Origin of the sequence: Bartonella florencae (genome assembly GCF_000312525.1) — a bacterium.
GTDB classification, from domain to species: Bacteria; Pseudomonadota; Alphaproteobacteria; order Rhizobiales; family Rhizobiaceae; genus Bartonella; species Bartonella florencae.
In genome coordinates, this window is sequence record NZ_HE997454.1 from 7,297 (window position 1) to 24,726 (window position 17,430).

At 32.1% G+C, this 17,430-nt stretch carries 11 protein-coding genes, 1 tRNA gene and 2 pseudogenes; 11 read left to right on the plus strand and 3 right to left on the minus strand.

The features are described 5' to 3' along the window. Positions 1-995: 995 nt before the first annotated feature. Positions 996-1,322, minus strand: coding sequence for a hypothetical protein (locus tag BN202_RS06780; protein ID WP_019219867.1), 327 nt, complete (start codon positions 1,320-1,322; stop codon positions 996-998). A 163-nt stretch (positions 1,323-1,485) separates the two neighbouring features. On the opposite strand from BN202_RS06780, the pseudogene BN202_RS06785 reads away from it, so the two are divergent. From BN202_RS06785 to BN202_RS06805, 5 genes and pseudogenes are all read left to right on the plus strand, one after another. Beyond that, positions 1,486-2,914 (plus strand): annotated as a pseudogene (locus BN202_RS06785) (amino acid permease). Between the two features lie 36 nt (positions 2,915-2,950). After that, positions 2,951-3,631, plus strand: a complete 681-nt coding sequence (locus BN202_RS06790) for an energy-coupling factor ABC transporter ATP-binding protein (RefSeq protein ID WP_019219868.1) — start codon at positions 2,951-2,953, stop codon at positions 3,629-3,631. Further along, entirely contained in the window at positions 3,628-4,236 is a 609-nt protein-coding gene (locus tag BN202_RS06795) for an energy-coupling factor transporter transmembrane component T family protein (RefSeq protein WP_019219869.1), read from the plus strand. Before BN202_RS06790 ends, BN202_RS06795 begins: the two co-directional genes overlap by 4 nt. Before the next feature lie 27 nt (positions 4,237-4,263). Next, the gene (locus BN202_RS06800) at positions 4,264-4,818 is read left to right on the plus strand and encodes a biotin transporter BioY (protein ID WP_019219870.1); all 555 of its coding nucleotides are present in this window, start codon (positions 4,264-4,266) and stop codon (positions 4,816-4,818) included. A gap of 353 nt (positions 4,819-5,171) precedes the next feature. After that, positions 5,172-5,483: a hypothetical protein gene (locus BN202_RS06805; RefSeq protein WP_019219871.1), complete on the plus strand. Its 312-nt coding sequence runs from the start codon at positions 5,172-5,174 to the stop codon at positions 5,481-5,483. A gap of 1,441 nt (positions 5,484-6,924) precedes the next feature. On the opposite strand, the gene BN202_RS06810 is transcribed toward BN202_RS06805, so the two are convergent. After that, the gene (locus BN202_RS06810; protein WP_019219873.1) at positions 6,925-7,587 is read right to left on the minus strand and encodes a lysozyme; all 663 of its coding nucleotides are present in this window, start codon (positions 7,585-7,587) and stop codon (positions 6,925-6,927) included. Between the two features lie 1,559 nt (positions 7,588-9,146). Continuing rightward, positions 9,147-9,319, minus strand: a pseudogene (locus tag BN202_RS10505) (tyrosine-type recombinase/integrase); the annotation flags it as partial. Positions 9,320-11,174: 1,855 nt separating this feature from the next. Here BN202_RS10505 and BN202_RS06820 point away from each other — a divergent pair. The 6 genes from BN202_RS06820 (at position 11,175) to BN202_RS06850 (ending at position 16,792) form a co-directional block, all read left to right on the plus strand. Beyond that, positions 11,175-11,250, plus strand: a tRNA-Thr gene (locus BN202_RS06820). A gap of 780 nt (positions 11,251-12,030) precedes the next feature. Then, the gene (locus BN202_RS06825) at positions 12,031-12,450 is read left to right on the plus strand and encodes an EVE domain-containing protein (RefSeq protein WP_019219878.1); all 420 of its coding nucleotides are present in this window, start codon (positions 12,031-12,033) and stop codon (positions 12,448-12,450) included. A 248-nt stretch (positions 12,451-12,698) separates the two neighbouring features. Further along, a complete protein-coding gene (locus tag BN202_RS06830) occupies positions 12,699-13,148 on the plus strand; it encodes an SRPBCC family protein (protein ID WP_019219879.1) in 450 nt (149 codons plus the stop codon). Positions 13,149-14,388: 1,240 nt separating this feature from the next. Further along, positions 14,389-15,720, plus strand: coding sequence for a TldD/PmbA family protein (locus BN202_RS06840; protein WP_019219881.1), 1,332 nt, complete (start codon positions 14,389-14,391; stop codon positions 15,718-15,720). After that, positions 15,707-16,510 carry a 3'(2'),5'-bisphosphate nucleotidase CysQ gene (locus BN202_RS06845; protein WP_019219882.1) on the plus strand — a complete coding sequence of 268 codons (804 nt, stop codon included), beginning with the start codon at positions 15,707-15,709 and terminating at the stop codon, positions 16,508-16,510. The genes BN202_RS06840 and BN202_RS06845 overlap by 14 nt, the downstream gene beginning before the upstream one ends. Positions 16,511-16,555: 45 nt before the next feature. Next, positions 16,556-16,792 (plus strand): DUF4170 domain-containing protein, encoded by a 237-nt coding sequence (locus BN202_RS06850; RefSeq protein WP_019219883.1) that lies wholly within the window; start codon positions 16,556-16,558, stop codon positions 16,790-16,792. Positions 16,793-17,430: the final 638 nt, after the last annotated feature.

A 17,430-nucleotide genomic window follows, 5' to 3' on the forward strand; every position in this document is an offset into this window, starting at 1 on the left:
CAACCCGTCGTGATAGGAACATTATATACCGAGCGCGCGTTTTCATTTTTGCTATAAACGTAACTTCTTTGCAAATTAGCCGGCTTAATTTTGAGCTGGCAAAATTAGCTACTCCAATCTTTAGGACATGATTGTTTAGATTATAGCATTGTTTAAAGATTATAGCTGTTTCTAAAAATTTAGAAAAATTTCATGTATTTCGGTGTTACAGTGGTTTTGAATTGCTTATCTTTTCTAAGTAAGTGCCTTTATAGAGGTAACTGAAACCATTCAATCCAAATTTGTTTTCATTACTTTAAACTGTAACTTTTAAAACATTTTTTAAAAACTTCTTGTATTATATCATTGCAAAGAGTTTTTGATTTCATAGCTGTTGTGATGACATTGTCTGTATAATACCATTAAAGGTTTTGCGCAATTTAGAGGAAAACTATGTAATTCCTATTTTCTACAAACGCGTGTTTTTTGATATAATTTGCGTTGTAACAGTTTCAAACGATTATATCTATGACACTCTAAAATTATGATAGCTGATAGCTCTTCGTATTTTATTTAAATGTTTAATATATCATAATATTTGCATCATAATTCGCTTTTCTATGCTTTGTTGATACAGGGCAATTTTTTATAAAAAATGATCAATTGAATTACGTATAAAAGTGTGGATTCTAAAAGAGATTCAAACAATATAAATGCATTCAACATATTGAATTTATTATATTTATGCATAACATTCCTACTCGGTGAGTGGATAATTTTATCATCCCGAAAAATTAAAATCACTCTGTACAAGATATAATATGAAGTAAACAAGCTCATTGATAAAATTAAGTATAAGACAACCATAAGCAAATCTATATGTTCGTCAACAAATCACTTTTAATCTGTGTCTATGAATAAAATAGCTTTTAGTTATCTTAAAAAGGACTGTTCTCTAAAGTATATCGATTGTGTGTGGTAGAATGGATTTTAGAAAAATTTTTTCAAGATTAACATCAAATATATCCTTCTGATATTTTTTGAAAAGGCTTTTGTTTTTCGCGATTCAAGACACAAAATGCTATTGCTAAAGCACCCAAAATAGACCATACTGGTAAATGACTGAGAGTGATAAGAACTGAAGAAAAAAAGGCTGGTATAGTATTACTAATAGACTGGTTAATTTCATAGATATCTGTTTGTAGAAAATTTGCTAATAGTTTATTTAAGGTGGTTATCGTCCAATGCGATGTGCTCATAGAGTGTACGCTATCAATGGCAAATGTTATAATTGTTAATGTAACGAAAATGAAAGCCATTAATTTGAATAAAGGACGAAGCATATTTTTTCCTATAATTTTAACAGAACAATCGCATAATGCACAAAAAAACAAGAAGTTGCGTTACAAAAAGTGGATTTGTAATTTTTGTTAAAAAAAATGTTAAAGATATCATCAGCTTTTTGTGTAAAGATTAAAACCAATATCTATGGGCGAGTAAGAAATAGTGCTTAATGATGCGAATAATGAATTGAAGCGTAGTCTTCAAAATCGCCATATTCAAATGATTGCTTTGGGTGGCGTTATAGGGACAGGACTTTTTTATGGATCAACAGAAGCAATTCAATTGGCTGGTCCTTCTGTTATTTTAGCATATCTTTTTGGGGGAATTGTCATTTATTTTATTATGCGAATGCTTGGTGAAATGTCTGCAGAAGAACCATTTTCAGGGGCTTTTAGTTTTTTTGCTTATAAATATTGGGGAAAGTTCGCTGGCTTCATAACAGGTTGGAATTATTGGTTTTTATATATTCTTGTAAACATGACTGAACTTACAGTGATTGGATTTTACCTTGATCATTGGATTTTGCTTGATCATTGGAAGTCATCCTTCATTGTACTTTTGGTTATTACATTAGTTAACTTATCTAATGTTCGTTTTTATGGAGAATTTGAATTTGGTTGTGCTTTAATCAAAGTTGCTGCTGTTATTGGTATGATTATTTTTGGGATTTTTCTCATTGTCACTGGAATAGGGGAAAATCAAGCAAGTGTTCATTATCTTTGGGATCACGGCGGTTTTTTTCCTTACGGAGCAATAGGGGTTATTTTGGCAACTTCTGTAGTCATGTTTTCTTTTGGTGGAACTGAACTTATTGGTATTGCTGCTGGAGAAGCATCTAATCCACAAAAAACAATTCCAGCCGCTATTCGTCAAGTTATGTGGAGAATTATAATTTTTTATATTGGTTCTATCAGCGTTCTTATGATAATCAGTCCATGGAATTTAATTGGGAAAAATGGTAGTCCTTTTGTTACAATTTTTGAAACTGTAGGAATTCCCGCTGCGGGTCATATTTTGAATTTTGTGGTTATTATGGCGGCTATTTCTGTTTACAATAGTGGCATTTATTCTAATGGACGTATGCTTTATAGTTTGGCTATACAAAAAAAATGCACCACATATTTTCAGTAAACTGAGTACTGCTCGTGTTCCTTATATTGCTATCCTTTTTTCATCGTTCTGTACGGCAATAATTGTTGTTATTAATGCTCTTGTCCCCGATAATAGTTTTATGCGGATTATGGCTCTTGCAACGGCAGCGGCGCTTATTACTTGGGCTATTATTATTATTGTTCATTTGAAATTTCGAAAGGCACATAAAAATAGGAAAGAAAACTTTATTTATGCGTTTGCTTTATACCCTTATGCTAACTATTTTTGTCTTTGCTTTCTTGCTTTATTATTTTGCATTATGTTTTTCAGTGGCTTTGGGAAAAATGGATTAATGATTCAACTTTTGGATATGGCAGGAATAAGAGTGTCTTTTCTTGAAGAATATATCCCTGTACAGATGCCTGATATGAGTTTGGCAGTTATTATTATTCCTCTATGGTGCTTATTTTTATTTTTAGGCTATAAGCTTAAGCGATAGAGAGAGTGATATTAAAGGGCTTGATTGGAATAAACCTTGGGAATTATAAAATTTGATAAGGTAACACAAGTCTTTGGTGATTTGTGTGTGTTGAAGAATATTACTGTACAACTTACTGAAAGACGGATTGCCGTTATTGGTGCAAATGGTTCTGGAAAAAGTACATTTGTTCGTCTTATAAATGGGCTGCAATTGCCATCTCAGGGTTTTGTAAGTGTTGATGGGCTTGATACAAAGCAGGATGCAAAGGCGGTAAAGCGTAAAGTAGGATTTGTTTTTCAAAATCCTGACAATCAAATTGTTTTACCATTAGTAGAAGAAGATCTATCGTTTGGTCTCAAAAATCTAAAACTGAGTAAAGATGAAATTAAGGAGCGTGTAGAGGAGATTTTACAGCGTTATGATCTTCAAGCTTTTAGAAATCATGCAGTCCATTTATTAAGCGGCGGACAAAAACAACTCGTTGCCATTTCCAGCGTAGTGGCAATGCAACCAGACTATATTGTTTTTGATGAGCCTACGACATTACTTGATTTGCGCAACAAACGCCGTGTTACGCAGGTTATAGAAGAATTATCACAAACAGCGATTGTTGTATCGCATGATTTGGAATTTCTCAAAAAGTTTGATAGAGTGCTGTTTTTTGATAAGGGGGAGATAGCAATTGATGATGTACCTTCTGTTGCTATCAAGGAGTATATAAGAAGAATGTCATGATCGGTTTATATATTCCAAGGGACACATTTATCCATAGGCTTAGCTCTGGGGTCAAATTATTATTCCTTACTGTATCTACAACCACGCTTTTTATGGTTTCATCGGTACCTATTCTTGTATTCTTTTTATTATTTTTGCTCTTATTCTATAAAGTTGCCCAAATTCCTTTTATCATTTTAATAAAGCAGTTTAAATCGATGGGATTTCTTTTAGTTCTTCTCTTTGTATTTCAAACTCTTTTTGGCAGTTGGCTTACGGGGATAGAGGTCATACTACGCCTTGTTATTCTTTTTTCTTTATCATCACTTATTTCTTTTACCACAAAAGTTTCAAGTATGGTGGACTCAATCGAAGCAGGGCTTAAGCCTTTTCGTTGTTTTGGTATAAATCCATCAAAAGTGAGTATGGTTATCTCTATGGCAATCAGGTTTATTCCTCTTTTACGCGAAAAGTTTCATGAAGTGCGTGAAGCGCAACAAGCACGTGGACTTAATACCAACATTGTCGCTCTTGCAATACCTTTAATTATACGAACCATAAGAATGGCTTCAGAAGTGGCTGAAGCATTGGAAGCGCGTTCTTATGATGCCGATATTATTGATTAAAGTGTCTCATAATGAAAGAATAAGTACATGAATACAAAAGATCTAACCTATATTGCTCTATTTGCTGCTGTTTACGCTGTTTTGAGTCTTTTTCCACCTATTTATCTTCCTTTTTTTCTGGGAGTACCTATTACAGCTCAATCTATGGCTCCGATGTTAGCAGGGTCTATACTTGGAGCAAAAAGAGGAGCTTTAGCATCACTTCTTTTCCTTGTTCTTATTGCAATTGGATTACCTTTATTGCCTGGTGGTCGGGGTGGAATCGGTGTTTTTTCAGGAGTTACAAGTGGTTATTTAATCAGTTTTCCCATTGCCGCATTTTTTATTGGTTTTATGGTTGAGTTATTTTGGAAACGGCTAAATTTTATAATATTATTTTTGATAAATACTATAGGTGGTATTGGAGTTGTCTATTCCTTCGGGATAGCATGGGTGGCTTATATGACTCAAGTTCCTTTGCTAACTGTTTTAATAAGTTCATTAGGTTTTTTAATCGGTGGTTTTCTGAAAGTTCTAATCGCCTCCTTTGTAGCGCTTACTATTAAAAAAACCGCTCCTCTTATTACGCCAAAGCAGAAGTGATTCTATTTTGAGAAAGATTTTATGGTGTATACTAAGATAAAAAAGAGGAATGATTATGATAAAGTGCTCTGTTTATTTATTTCTCTTTCATAAGAAGAAATGGATAGCCAAGAGAATTTTATTATCCGTTATCTAAAAAAGTAAAATCCATAATAAATTTAATAAGCAATATAATTTATTGTTTATTAATATCCTATTTGTTATAAGCTTAGATATAGTTTTTAATTATATAATTAATTTATAAAAATTTTTATTCTTTTTGTATTTTTTTATTTTATATATACATATAATAAATATTATGATATTATCGATATGGATATTTGTTAAATAATATAATAATTAAAGTGATGGATATGAGATATTATTTTGTTATATGCGCTATTATTTTAAGTTTTTCATCAGTAGTCAAAGCATCAGAATGTATAGTTTTGCAAAAAGAAATATCTGTTATTATTTCTCCTACTGTTTTGGAAAAAAATGTATTTTTAAATCAGAAGGTTAATTCTTTATCTTTGTTAGATAAAGTTTTTATAATCACTCATCCAGGGAAGCAGGGTGTTTTTTGGAAAGGCGTAAAAACGATTTTTCAGAAAGTAGTAACTGTATGTTCTAATTTAGGTTCATATTTTTATGCTTCTATATTTTCCATATTTGGTAAAGTTTAAAATAATATGAATGGATTATGATTTAAAAAATATTTAATTTTTAATTAGAAAAGAATATCATTTTTATTACTAAGGTAAAATATTATAGATTGTTTGTATAAAAAATGCATATTCAGTACAGTAAATAATGATTTCCAGCATAAGTAATTTAAATGTAATATTCAGTTTTTTCTAATGTATTAAGAATCTTTATATTTCATAAAATACATAGGGGGGGATTTTCTGCATAAAAATTTGTGCATTTGTGTATGTTGGTTTTATAAGTTTATCTAAGAGTGAAAGGTAGTGGATTTTGTTTATGGGAAAAAAGATTGTAAATCTTTTTGTGTTGGCAAAAAACTATCCATTTTAATTCTGACAAAATTTGAGAAAGAATGAAATCTATTAAGTAAAAGAATTCTTAATACGACTATTTTAAGTTATTTAGGAGTGCATTATCAGATTTTAGATGTTTCAGGTAGTTTGTTTTTTTACAATAATGTTTCCCATAATTCATCTTAATTTTTAACTAATCATACTATCTAATATATCAATTGATCTCAAGATATTAATAATTTGTATTAATTATAAATCGAATTTCAACTCTTTGAAGAGACCTATTTTAAGTTTGCAAAGACATTTTTATTGTATCCGTGATAAGAGCAAAATTAACAATCACTAAGAATGTAATAAATATGCTCTACTTTATACGGTAACATATTAATTTATTGTTTTGTATATTGAATAAAAGAGCTTAATATCATCAACTGTTTTCATTTCAAATTTGTTTATGTTGCATCAATCAAAACCATTTGCTTACAAATGATAAGCGGGGTTAGTGTGTAGATAAAAACTGTACGAGAAAGGACTAAAAATACCTATAATGGACCGCTTCTGGTGCCAAGGGCAGATAACAACATTAGGAGCTCGCAAATAGTATGATGGTATCTGTTTACTCCTTCATAAGCATAAAGATGGTGTTAATCGATTTACCATTATATTATTCGCGGTCGGTATCGTAAAATGGGCTTGGGTGTGCTTTAAGAGATGTCTCTTTAAAATAAACACGTGGATTAGTAGTATCAATGCTATTCCGTATTACAACGAAACATTATTTTCGTAGTTTTTTAGACAATGATTAGTCCTTAAGATATTAACTTTTCTGTTTATTATGCTTTAGAATGCTTCTTGCCAAATGTAGGTGAATTATATCGATATCTTGTCGACTTAAATAAATGGGTATTTAATCAATACAAAAAGAGGCAATCTTTATTAAATTGCGCAATCAGTCAGAGAGTTCAGTAATACATTAGCATCATTTTCCATATCAAGCCCGTATAGTTACTATTTTAAAAGCTTCCTTTGTTTTCGTTTTTTGGTTAGGCTTTTTTAAAAAGCTTGGCTAAAGTCATAAAAAAAGCGGCTGAAGCCGCTTTTTTGAACAATAAATTCTTTCATCAAATCAAAGACGCTGTTCATGAAAGCGCCTAACAATATACATCATAGCCATAAAAGCAGCCAAAAGCATAATGGCTGCGAATGCCCATTGAACAGGACCATTTCCTATGAAAAATCCCCCAAGCCCTGAAAAAGATCCTATGATTGGTGCAAGAGCTTCTATTTTGCAAATATCTGTTACACCTTTTGATTCTATTTTTTGATAATTTGGAGAGATATATGAACCTTGAGCCCATAAGCCTACCTCAGCAGCTCGACGATTGACAAGTCCTTGAAGACGTTTTCCTCCCACTCTTGTCCATTTTAACAATTCAGTTGGCACAACTTCATAATTTCCTTTATTAAGTTTTTTGAGGAGTGTAGAGTTGCGAAAAGCTTCTGTTCCAATATTATAGCAAAATGATACAAGTGCAGCAAATTGTTCATTGTTTAGAGGAACGTTAACCGTTTTTTCAACAACGTGTTCAAATTGCTTCAAATCTTGATGAAGAATTTTTTCCGCTTCTGTTTCTGTAATTTTCATGTCCTTATGGATCTCTGGAACACCATAAGCATTCGTATGCCCATAACCAATTACCCATTCACCATTGGGATTTTTGTAAGCGCTTAAATGCAACTCTTCCCATTTTTTAATCAATGCAAATCCTTCTTTTGATATTCTGCGCATTATCTTCATCCCATAAAAATTTCCAACAAACTAGAACACGAATTAAAAATTCAAAACTCACATCTGTCTATTCTAAAGAACAGGACAATGAAGTGATTTAGTAAAACTAAAAAGCTTTCATAGTAAGACTGATTAAGATCTATCTCGCTTTATTCTTGGCAAAAAAGATTATACTAATTACTACCTCCTCTATAGTAACCCGCCTCCTCTCAACTTAAAAAAATAACCACCTCCACTCTGTCTAATTCGAAATTAGAAAGCATTCTTTCAAATTTTTACAACTGATGGCTTGATAGTTTATTTCATAAATTCTATAGACTAACTTTATTCTGAAGATGACAAAGCACATCATAAAAACCACGCGCCTAAGTTGAATATACTTTATGTATTTTTAAAAAGGACAAGCTTAAAAAAACGTCCAATAAATAAAAATTTATCGACTATGTCATTATGTAAGTCTCTGGTCTTATAGCTAGAATCTGTTTCTTGCAAACCTTTCACAAACAATCGAGAAACAAAAAACATCTACATACAGCAACATTGTCCGTTACTGCAGAAGCATCATCTATACAAGAATATAAAATCAGTATTTCTCCTCAATCATCTTCCTTACCAAATTATATTACATCCACACCAATATTCAGAATAAGACTGCTTATGACTTCAATATTATAATTTTCATAAAGCCTTCCTACAAATCTTAAAAGTTTAGATAACAAATTTTTATCAACTCACATTTTCCAGCATCCGTATCTCTAGAATAACCTCAAATGGCTTTACTTGAACAATCTTTAACATACCCAACGAAATAAGAACTAGAACGATCTAAAAAAATAATATGCACTTAACTCCTTGAGAAATTATAATCTCGCCACGTGTTTTATAAAAAATAAAATAAATACAAATTGTATTATACGCATCTAATTCAAAAAAGATATAGTTAATTTTATAATTCTTTTTTTGCTCTTGCATGGTTTCAATCATCTTAAAAAGATAAATTTATTCATAACTTTTTAAAGAAAGGTGTCTATAAGTCAATAAAATAAAAGACATAATGGATATAATCTATCCACTCGTTATAATTTATTTCCAATTTATTGTATTTTTAACTCCATTTTATGCGCATATTTTTTAACAACAAACATCAAAATGCTTGGTATAAGCTAGGCTTAAAGTAACTGGCTTAAGTGTGTCACACATAGAGTATCTATTCATCATTTGCAAAATCTCGTTATAAAGAGCGACAAAAACTTTAAAAAGAGCATTTCAGAGCCATATGAAGAGGCTCTAATGACCTGTATTCATTAATTTTTCTAACTGTAGCAATAAAAATAAACTGTTTGTGCATCCTGTTCACACATATTGTACATACCGCAAGAAGATTAATTTTTATGAAAATCTCTAAATTAAAACAAATATCTCTTTTTCAGACCGATAAAAAGTAGAGAGTCTTTTTGATACTGCCGATCATCTTGTAGATTACGACTTAACTGGTTTTAAGCCTGCTCATTTCAAATTTTTACTAAAGCAAATTTCTATTAATAATCAAATACTTCAATAAGTATAAGCCCTTGCAATTCGACAAGAGCAATTTTGTAGTTGTCAACAAACTCTTGCATTCCATAGGTCCCACGAATTCTAATGCATTTTCTATAACCAATACACACATACCATATAATTTTACCATAACGTGTGACTTCTTTGACAAGATGAGAGGGCGTGGTTTAAGCATAGCAATTTTATATCTTATAGAGTGCGGTTTTGTAATATTCATTCTTTAACAAATCTAAAAGTGTGTCTGGATAGCTCACTGAATTTAGTATTGGGATATCGGATTTAATATAGATAAACAGTTCACCAGAGGACTTTATTCTATGAGTTCACATCCTTGTTTTTTTCTCCTCTTAAAGCCCGAGTAATGGCTGGTTGCGTTATAGTGACTGGACAAGATTCCGTATCTTTTCTCCTTGCATTGAGATGCAATTCACCCGTATTGTGAATCACGCATTTCTTGAAAGCTGTTAGAAAAAAGCGGGAATAGAATAGAGATAGATATCGTAGAACACATCAGACTTTAAAGTTTGGAAGTTTATTTGTTAGATATGTTTCATTTCATATTTCCAACCTTTTAGTTGTGTAAGAGCTTCAAGGCTACTTTTCCTCGATGAGACATGCATACATCAGTTTTAAAATAAGCAATTGCAACATGCCTTTTATTCAAAAAAAGCTGGTATAATTTTTTCTATTGCATGGAGATTATTCTTAAGAGTTGTATTTTTGTAATCTCTCAAAAAGATATTCATAATCTTCTCGTGTTTTTAGATTTAGCCTTTTTTCAGAGGCAATTCCAAATTCAGGCAGTGCATATGTTCAATATTAATGTTGCTTACCGCTTTCTCTCATTATCTTTTTGAAAAACCATGTTTTCTACTTATTGGATTTTTACGAACATTACACAAAGCTTTGCTATTATTTTCCATAAAACAATTAAGGTAATTCTCAAGTGATTTTTCTGCATATCCAATAGTAAAAACACACGACATCTCATCTTTAGCAGAATGTATGATGTTATATTTGATATTACACATCTTTAATTTCCCTTATATGAAAGAATGAGGAAGCTAAGAGTAGCTGGAAAGCCAGTTCATTTGCATCCAATTCAAAGCAAGTTGTTACTCAATTGACTTTTTCATTCCAGCTACAAGAAATATCTATATAGAAAGTCGAGAATATGTTAGCATAGCCAAAATTGTTTATGATTTTTTATTTACCCCCTTAAAAAGTTTTTTTGTTTTTATCACCATAGGTCATATACAGAAAATACCTCTTAAGAATATCAGCACTCTTTATAAGATCAAAATAATAAAAAAACTATAAAACTTATAAAATTACCCTTACATATTTAATAAAATAGATTCTTAAAAAAATGAACAGTAAACGATTGTAATATAATAAAAAATATTGTATTAATTGCAGCTTGTTACCTATGATATTTTATAAAAAATTCAAAAAGTAATTACTGAGAAAAATTTAAAGATTTTTAAAATTTCTGATATTTCGATTAACGAGAAAACAGTAAATAATGGCTTTAGCTCCCTCGTTCTTCCAAATCTTAAAATTGCTTCGTCGAAACATCTAATTTTCTCGATATCTCATTTAAACTTTTCTTGATGAGCTATCTTCATTTCTAGTTCATAAGCAGATTTTCACTCAACATAACTCTTACTCCACCTAAAATAAAAAGATGTACTTAAATTTATTAAGCTACTTTCTATCCAAATAAATTTCTTTTTTTCTATAGAAGCAGCTCGTATTTTTATCTTAAGAGGCAATACTAGCATTGCTTTTCCCCCTAAGGCTGCACTTTTCATACCAGCTTTTAAGTTTGAATGCGGTGATAAATTGAAACGTATTTTATAGAATCAAGATAAAAAATATTGTTCTGTTCTTAACCTTTACCCTCGCCTCCTCTTTCCTCAATAATGAGCATATCTTATAAATTATTGAAAAAAATGCATACTTGCTTTTGTGTGTACTTTTGGCTATTACGCTCAAGCTAACTTTTGTTTAATTAATGTATAACCCATGCCGCATTAGCTCAGTTGGTAGAGCACATCATTCGTAATGATGGGGTCGCTGGTTCGAATCCGGCATGCGGCACCATTTAACCAGCAAAGTTAGTAAATGATAAGTTGTTACTTTTAATTTTAAAGCTCCTCATCATTTACCTTTTGCTATAGAATTGAAGCACGCATTGTATGCTGTAGAAATTGTTAGCCGATCCACCTTAATTATGGAGAGCACTGCCTAAAAAACTCCTTTTAACTGTGAGGCAATTCAACAAAACTAATGCAATAAAGATTCTTACACCTATCATTCAGACTGTTATATGATTTTAATGCATGACACCGTTAAAACCGTTAAATATGTGTCTAGAAGCTGTATTTGTTCATCAACAAAAGCTCTAGAAAAATTATAAATTCAGTTTATCAAATAGTTATAACTATGCTAAATAACACTTATTCTTTTTGGTATTTTTGTTTCTCGCATTGAGTTTTCTATGTCTTGTGCTCTAAAATGGTGACAATTGTAATGTGAACTCGATGATTAATAGCAATAGTATATTTCTTAAATGCACATAGGCTAAAAGTAGTCTATTTTGGAAAATTTAGTAATCCTGCAGTTTGTTTTTAATTCAATAACTGTTTATGAGATTTTCTCATTAAAGGGTTATATTGCACTATTAAATGTGATAACTTTTGTTCCTAATTTTCTTTTTTCCTATAGTGTGAGCAGGTTATCAGCAATTTACCGATTTAATTTATCCAGTTTGTATCTGTAATTTAAAAATGTGGAGAATAGATTTTATTATTATATAATTTAAAAAGGGATATTTTACTTAAGTATAAAAATATTGCCCGCTTTGAGAAAAAATAAATATAAATGAAACATTGGATAGCTGTAATTTCTCGAGATCATGCACGCATTGCAGTTGAATTTGGCTTTTTGCAAGTCTGTCACGGTAAAGCTGGACCTCTTCGAAAAACATCTAAGGGAGATGAAGTTTTTATTTACTGTCCACGGTGCAAAATGGGCACTGGACAAATTCTGCAAACAATAGAGTTTCAAGGTATATTTAAGGATAATCAGATTTATCAAGTCGAGCAAATGCCTCATTTCACACCTTTTCGAAAAGATGTCATTTTTCATAAACACGCACAATCTGTTGTCTTAAAAGAAATTCAAGGTCTTAATTTTTTAACCAACCCTCATTGGGGAATGTTGGCGCAAAGAGGTTTTTTTGAAATTACAGTCTACGATGCCGTCAAAATCCGTGAAGCAATGGGGATTTATAATGGCTAATACTTCAACTGTTTTGGTTATTTTTTGTTTTTGATCAAGTATCTCAAAAAAGGTTCATTTGAATTCGTTGCATGAGAGCATGATTTAAAGTTATAGATTTCTATCATTTTACTTTTTGCTATGACATTGCTGTTGAAAATTGAACAGCAATAGAAAGAAGTTTTTTAAATTTAAAAGTTTCTTTTGACCTAAATATTTTATATTTAGTCCATGAAATAAAATTTATTGTAAAATAAAGGGGAACTTTCATGTTTAAATGGATACATAGAGAGGAAATTAATACAGAAGCAAGTGCTGAGCAAATTTGGGCTATGTGGGAAGATGTAACAACTTGGCCTTGTTGGGACCATGAACTTGAATGGGTAGAACTTTCTGGTGCTTTCAAAGCAGGGACGGCAGGACAAATGAAGCCTAAAAAAGTACCAAAAGTAACTTTTATACTTGATAAAGTTATGAAAAATGTTTGCTTCTCCAACTATGCTAAACTTCCTTTTACGCATATCCGTTTTAATCATGAATATGTTCTTTCAACAGAGTCTGGCTTTTTAAAAAACAAAATTCGTCATACGGTAGCCATGTCTGGCTTACTTGCTCCCTTATTTGGGATGATTATTGGCACAAAAATTAAACAACACCTCCGCGATGCGATGATTGAAATGAACCGTCAAGCTCTTACTGGCAACAAAACTCTCTCATAGTCATGCTTAATTTATGAGGAAAACTAATTTTGTTCAAATAGAAATGGTATAGATGTTACAGCCTGTGTGAAAATTAAGTCTTTGAATTATGGCTACTGTATAAACCACTCACAAAGCAATTTGAAGGCATTTGTTTAAACTTCAAAAAGCCATTGTGTAAGATCGCTTTTATTTTCAAACTTTTATAAAAATGTTTCATTTTATTTTATAATGAAGAAAGCTGTAGCTATTAATTGTAGTTTTATCAGAATTTTTAAAAACCAATAAATTTTTTTGGTAAACTCTTTTAGAAAATGTAAAGTTGCAATTCTCCTCTATAAAAATTGCCTAGCTTCATTGGATATATCTCTTCAAAAAATGATTGATTTTTTATATACTAAGATGTCTCGTTCAGGCAAAATATTTTTCTCTCTTCTCAAAAGATGATAAACTCTTATTCTTCTAGAGCTCATTGAATCCGATATTCCGATTTTTCAACTCAATAGAAGAATGAAAAGAGAAGAATTCAATTAAACTTTTCTGTTTAATTAACGCTCAACTTCACCATGATATACTAAGAAAAGGTTAAATGCTCTTCATTTGTATTCTACCGTACAGAGAAAGAATAATATAATGACTATTTATTTCAATAACTATGGAAAGGTGCCTGTCCTGGCATCATGTATGCAGAGTCTAAAGGAATTTATAAAGGCTTCTTGGAATAAAATTATAACCCAAAGTGATCTTGTATATTTTCTATATTTTTGTATCTCCTTCACAAAATTATTGTGTTTATAAGGAAAAAACTCATAAGCATCACGAGGGAAGTATTATAGTGAAGTATTTCTTCCACTTGTGAGAATTAAAGAATGTGATAGGAGCAATAACACGAAGATTGGTTTAGCACTTAGCGGCCTAGAGGTATGTGGTTTAAGGTATCTGCCAATTATTAGAACACTTGAATATTTGAGCTCAAAGCTAGGTATCATTGTATGATTTTCTCTTTTTGAGATTATTAAGTGCGGATTTAGCTTGTGTCATAATATGAAGTCTATTGTAATGGTGGGAGCTAAAAAAATTGAGAACATATTGCACCTTTTTGAAAAGACGCTAAAAGGAAAATTATTTAATTCATTGAAGGAAAAAAGTGCGTTAATGACGCATATTTTTTCATTGATTAAGTATATTAAGATTTACATTTTGTATAAATTTGCCAAATTGCTTACCCATAGTTTATGATTAGCACTTAAGGGAGTCCATAATGACTGACAAAAACCAGATTGATAAAGCTGCTTCATTGGTTGAATCAGCAAAGCGTTCTGGGGCAGATGCTGCTGATGCTATTATCATTCGTACATATTCTACTAGTGTATCGGTGCGTTTTGGGAAAGTCGAATCGACAGAGGCATCAGAGAGCAATGATTTTACATTAAGGGTTTTTGTCGGCAAAAAAGTAGCAAGTGTTTCTGCTAATTTAGCAGCTTATCCGCAAGAACTCGCAGAACGTGCTGTTGCGATGGCAAAGGCTTCTCCTGACAGTTTATTTGAAGGTTTGGCAAACAAAGAATCCTTAGTTAAAAATCCTAAAGAACTTGATCTTTTTGATGATTTTGTTCCACATAGTCATTTTCTAACAGAAGATGCTTTAAAGATAGAAGCAGCAGCCCTTGATGTTAAAGGAGTGAGCAATTCTGGTGGAGCCTCTACAGCTTACGGTCATAGTGGATTTGTTCTTGTGACCAGCGATGGTTTTTGTGGCGCATATCGTTCTAGTGGGTTTTCACGTTCTTGTAGTGCCTTGGCTGGTGAGGGCACAGCAATGGAGCGGGATTATGATTATACAACTGCCTTACATTTTTCTGATCTAGAAGCACCAGAAACCGTGGGAAAAAATGCAGGTATTGGAGCCGTTCGTCGTTTGGGAGCAGTTCGTGCTGCAACAGGAACTGTAGATGTTATTTTTGATCCGCGTACGGCTCGTGGAATCGCTGGCCATATTGCATCTATGGTTAATGGAGCATCTGTAGCACGCAAAACAAGTCTCTTACAAAATCTCTTAGGCAAAGCCGTAATGAAACCAGATGTTAATGTGACAGATCAGCCTTTGCGATTGCGTGGAAATGCTTCCCGCCCTTTCGATGGAGAGGGAGTAGAAGGACAAGCATTAAATATCATTGAAAACGGTATTTTAAAAAACTGGCTTCTTTCTTCATCTTCAGCACGTGAATTAGGGCTTAAAACCAATGGTCACGGTGTGCGTTCAGCGTCATTGGTCCAACCGTCTAGTACCAATTTTGCTATTGAACCGAGTTTAATACCGCCTCATGATATGATAAAAAATTTGCGAAATGGATTTTATGTCACAGAATTATTTGGACATGGTGTTGATTTTGTTACGGGGCAGTATAGTCGTGGTGCTTCTGGTTTTTGGATTGAAAATGGTGAACTCGCTTATCCGGTAAGCGAAGTGACGTTAGGTTCCAATTTGCTTCATATGTTAGCACATTTAACACCTGCAAACGATATTGATCGGCGTTATGGTACAGCAGCTCCAACATTATTAATTGAAGGAATGACACTTGCAGGAAAATAACACACATCACTCTTCTGACCTAAATCTCTTGCTTGATGTTTGTCGAGAAGCAGGGGATCTAGCAATGAGGTATTTTGGATGTGCGTTGAACGTTTGGATGAAAGAAGGCAATTCACCAGTCAGTGAAGCAGACCTTGCAGTTGATCGCTTTTTAAAGGAAAAGCTACTTAAAGCACGCCCCAATTATGGATGGATTTCAGAAGAAACAAAAGATGATCGGGAACAAAAAATCTATGAACGCTCTTTTGTGGTTGACCCTATTGATGGAACGCGGGGGTTTCTTTCTGGCAGCAGTTATTGGTGTATTTCCATTGCTATTATTGAGAACAGGCGCCCTATCGTAGGTGTTGTGCAATGTCCAGCTAAGGAAGATGTTTATGCCGCTGTTGCTGGTAGAGGTGCAACATTAAATGGTACAAAGCTTTCTCTTTTGGCACAGCAAATTAATAGTACGTGTAAAATCTCAATTGATAAATCATTAGCACAAAAATTGCCGAAAGATTTTTGTAGTAAAGTCAATTTTTATCGCCATATTCCTTCCCTTGCCTATCGTATCGTTCTTGTTGCTCAAAATGAGATCGATATTGTGTTGGTTCGTCCGAATTGTTATGCATGGGATATTGCTGCAGCTGATCTTATTTTACAGGAATGTGGAGGATGTTTTCTATCGCTTGATACAGCTTTACTCTCTTACGGAAGAGAACCTTATCAATATGGTATTTTAGTTGCTGGTAAAAATAATTGCTGTCAAGATATGATAGATATTGTTCGTCAAGCAAAGTTCGTTTAATCACATAAAAATACACTAAAATCTCTGAATAAATATGGAGGCTCTATGATTGAAGATAGTGAAAAAAAACAATGCTTGTATCTTGTATTTGGTGGAGAATTAAGAAATCTCAATAGTAATCAATTTAAAAATATTGATGATTTAGATGTAGTCGGTATTTTTCCAGATTACCAATCTGCTCAAGAAGCATGGCAAGCGAAAGCACAAAGTAGCGTAGACAATGCGTTACAACGTTATTACATCGTAGACTTGCACCGCCTTCTTGATGCCGAAAATGCGTAATACGTAATAAAATTTGAACACTCGATCGTTATTTTCTTAAACAGATGAATGAGTAGAAAGATTGGATTTTTCTAGCTTCAATAGAAAGATGAATGAAAATATTCATAAAAAAATACGTGTTTTTAGCAAGGAAATCAATATTCTCTCATAAAAACATGGACTTTATGGCTCGTTTGTATTTTGTTGATGAGATAAGGGGGCAATTAAAAGCCTGAGATAATATTATAAAAGTATCAAGTGCTTATAATCTGTTTCTTATCACTTTTTTATAGGAATTAATGTCATAAAGATCCTTTCTTTATTCTCAAAATGAAAGGGTTATTGTTTTATTCATTCAGAAATGAAAGTTCCTTCTTGCAAAAAGGTCAAAACTTAAATTTGTTTATGGTTTGAAAAGATAAAGTGAAATATTTTATGTTCCCATGGATATGAAAGTCTCTAAGACACAAAATGCACTCTATCTAAAATATTATAATTTTGGATATAAAGCATATAAAATGAGAAAAATAATTATTTTATTAGCCAAATTATTTACCTGTCCTATCATAATTTGTGTACATGCATTTTCATCGGAGAGGATTCTTGAAAAAACATAGCATAGAGCTGCGAACTGCACTTCTATTTTCCAAATCATTCTC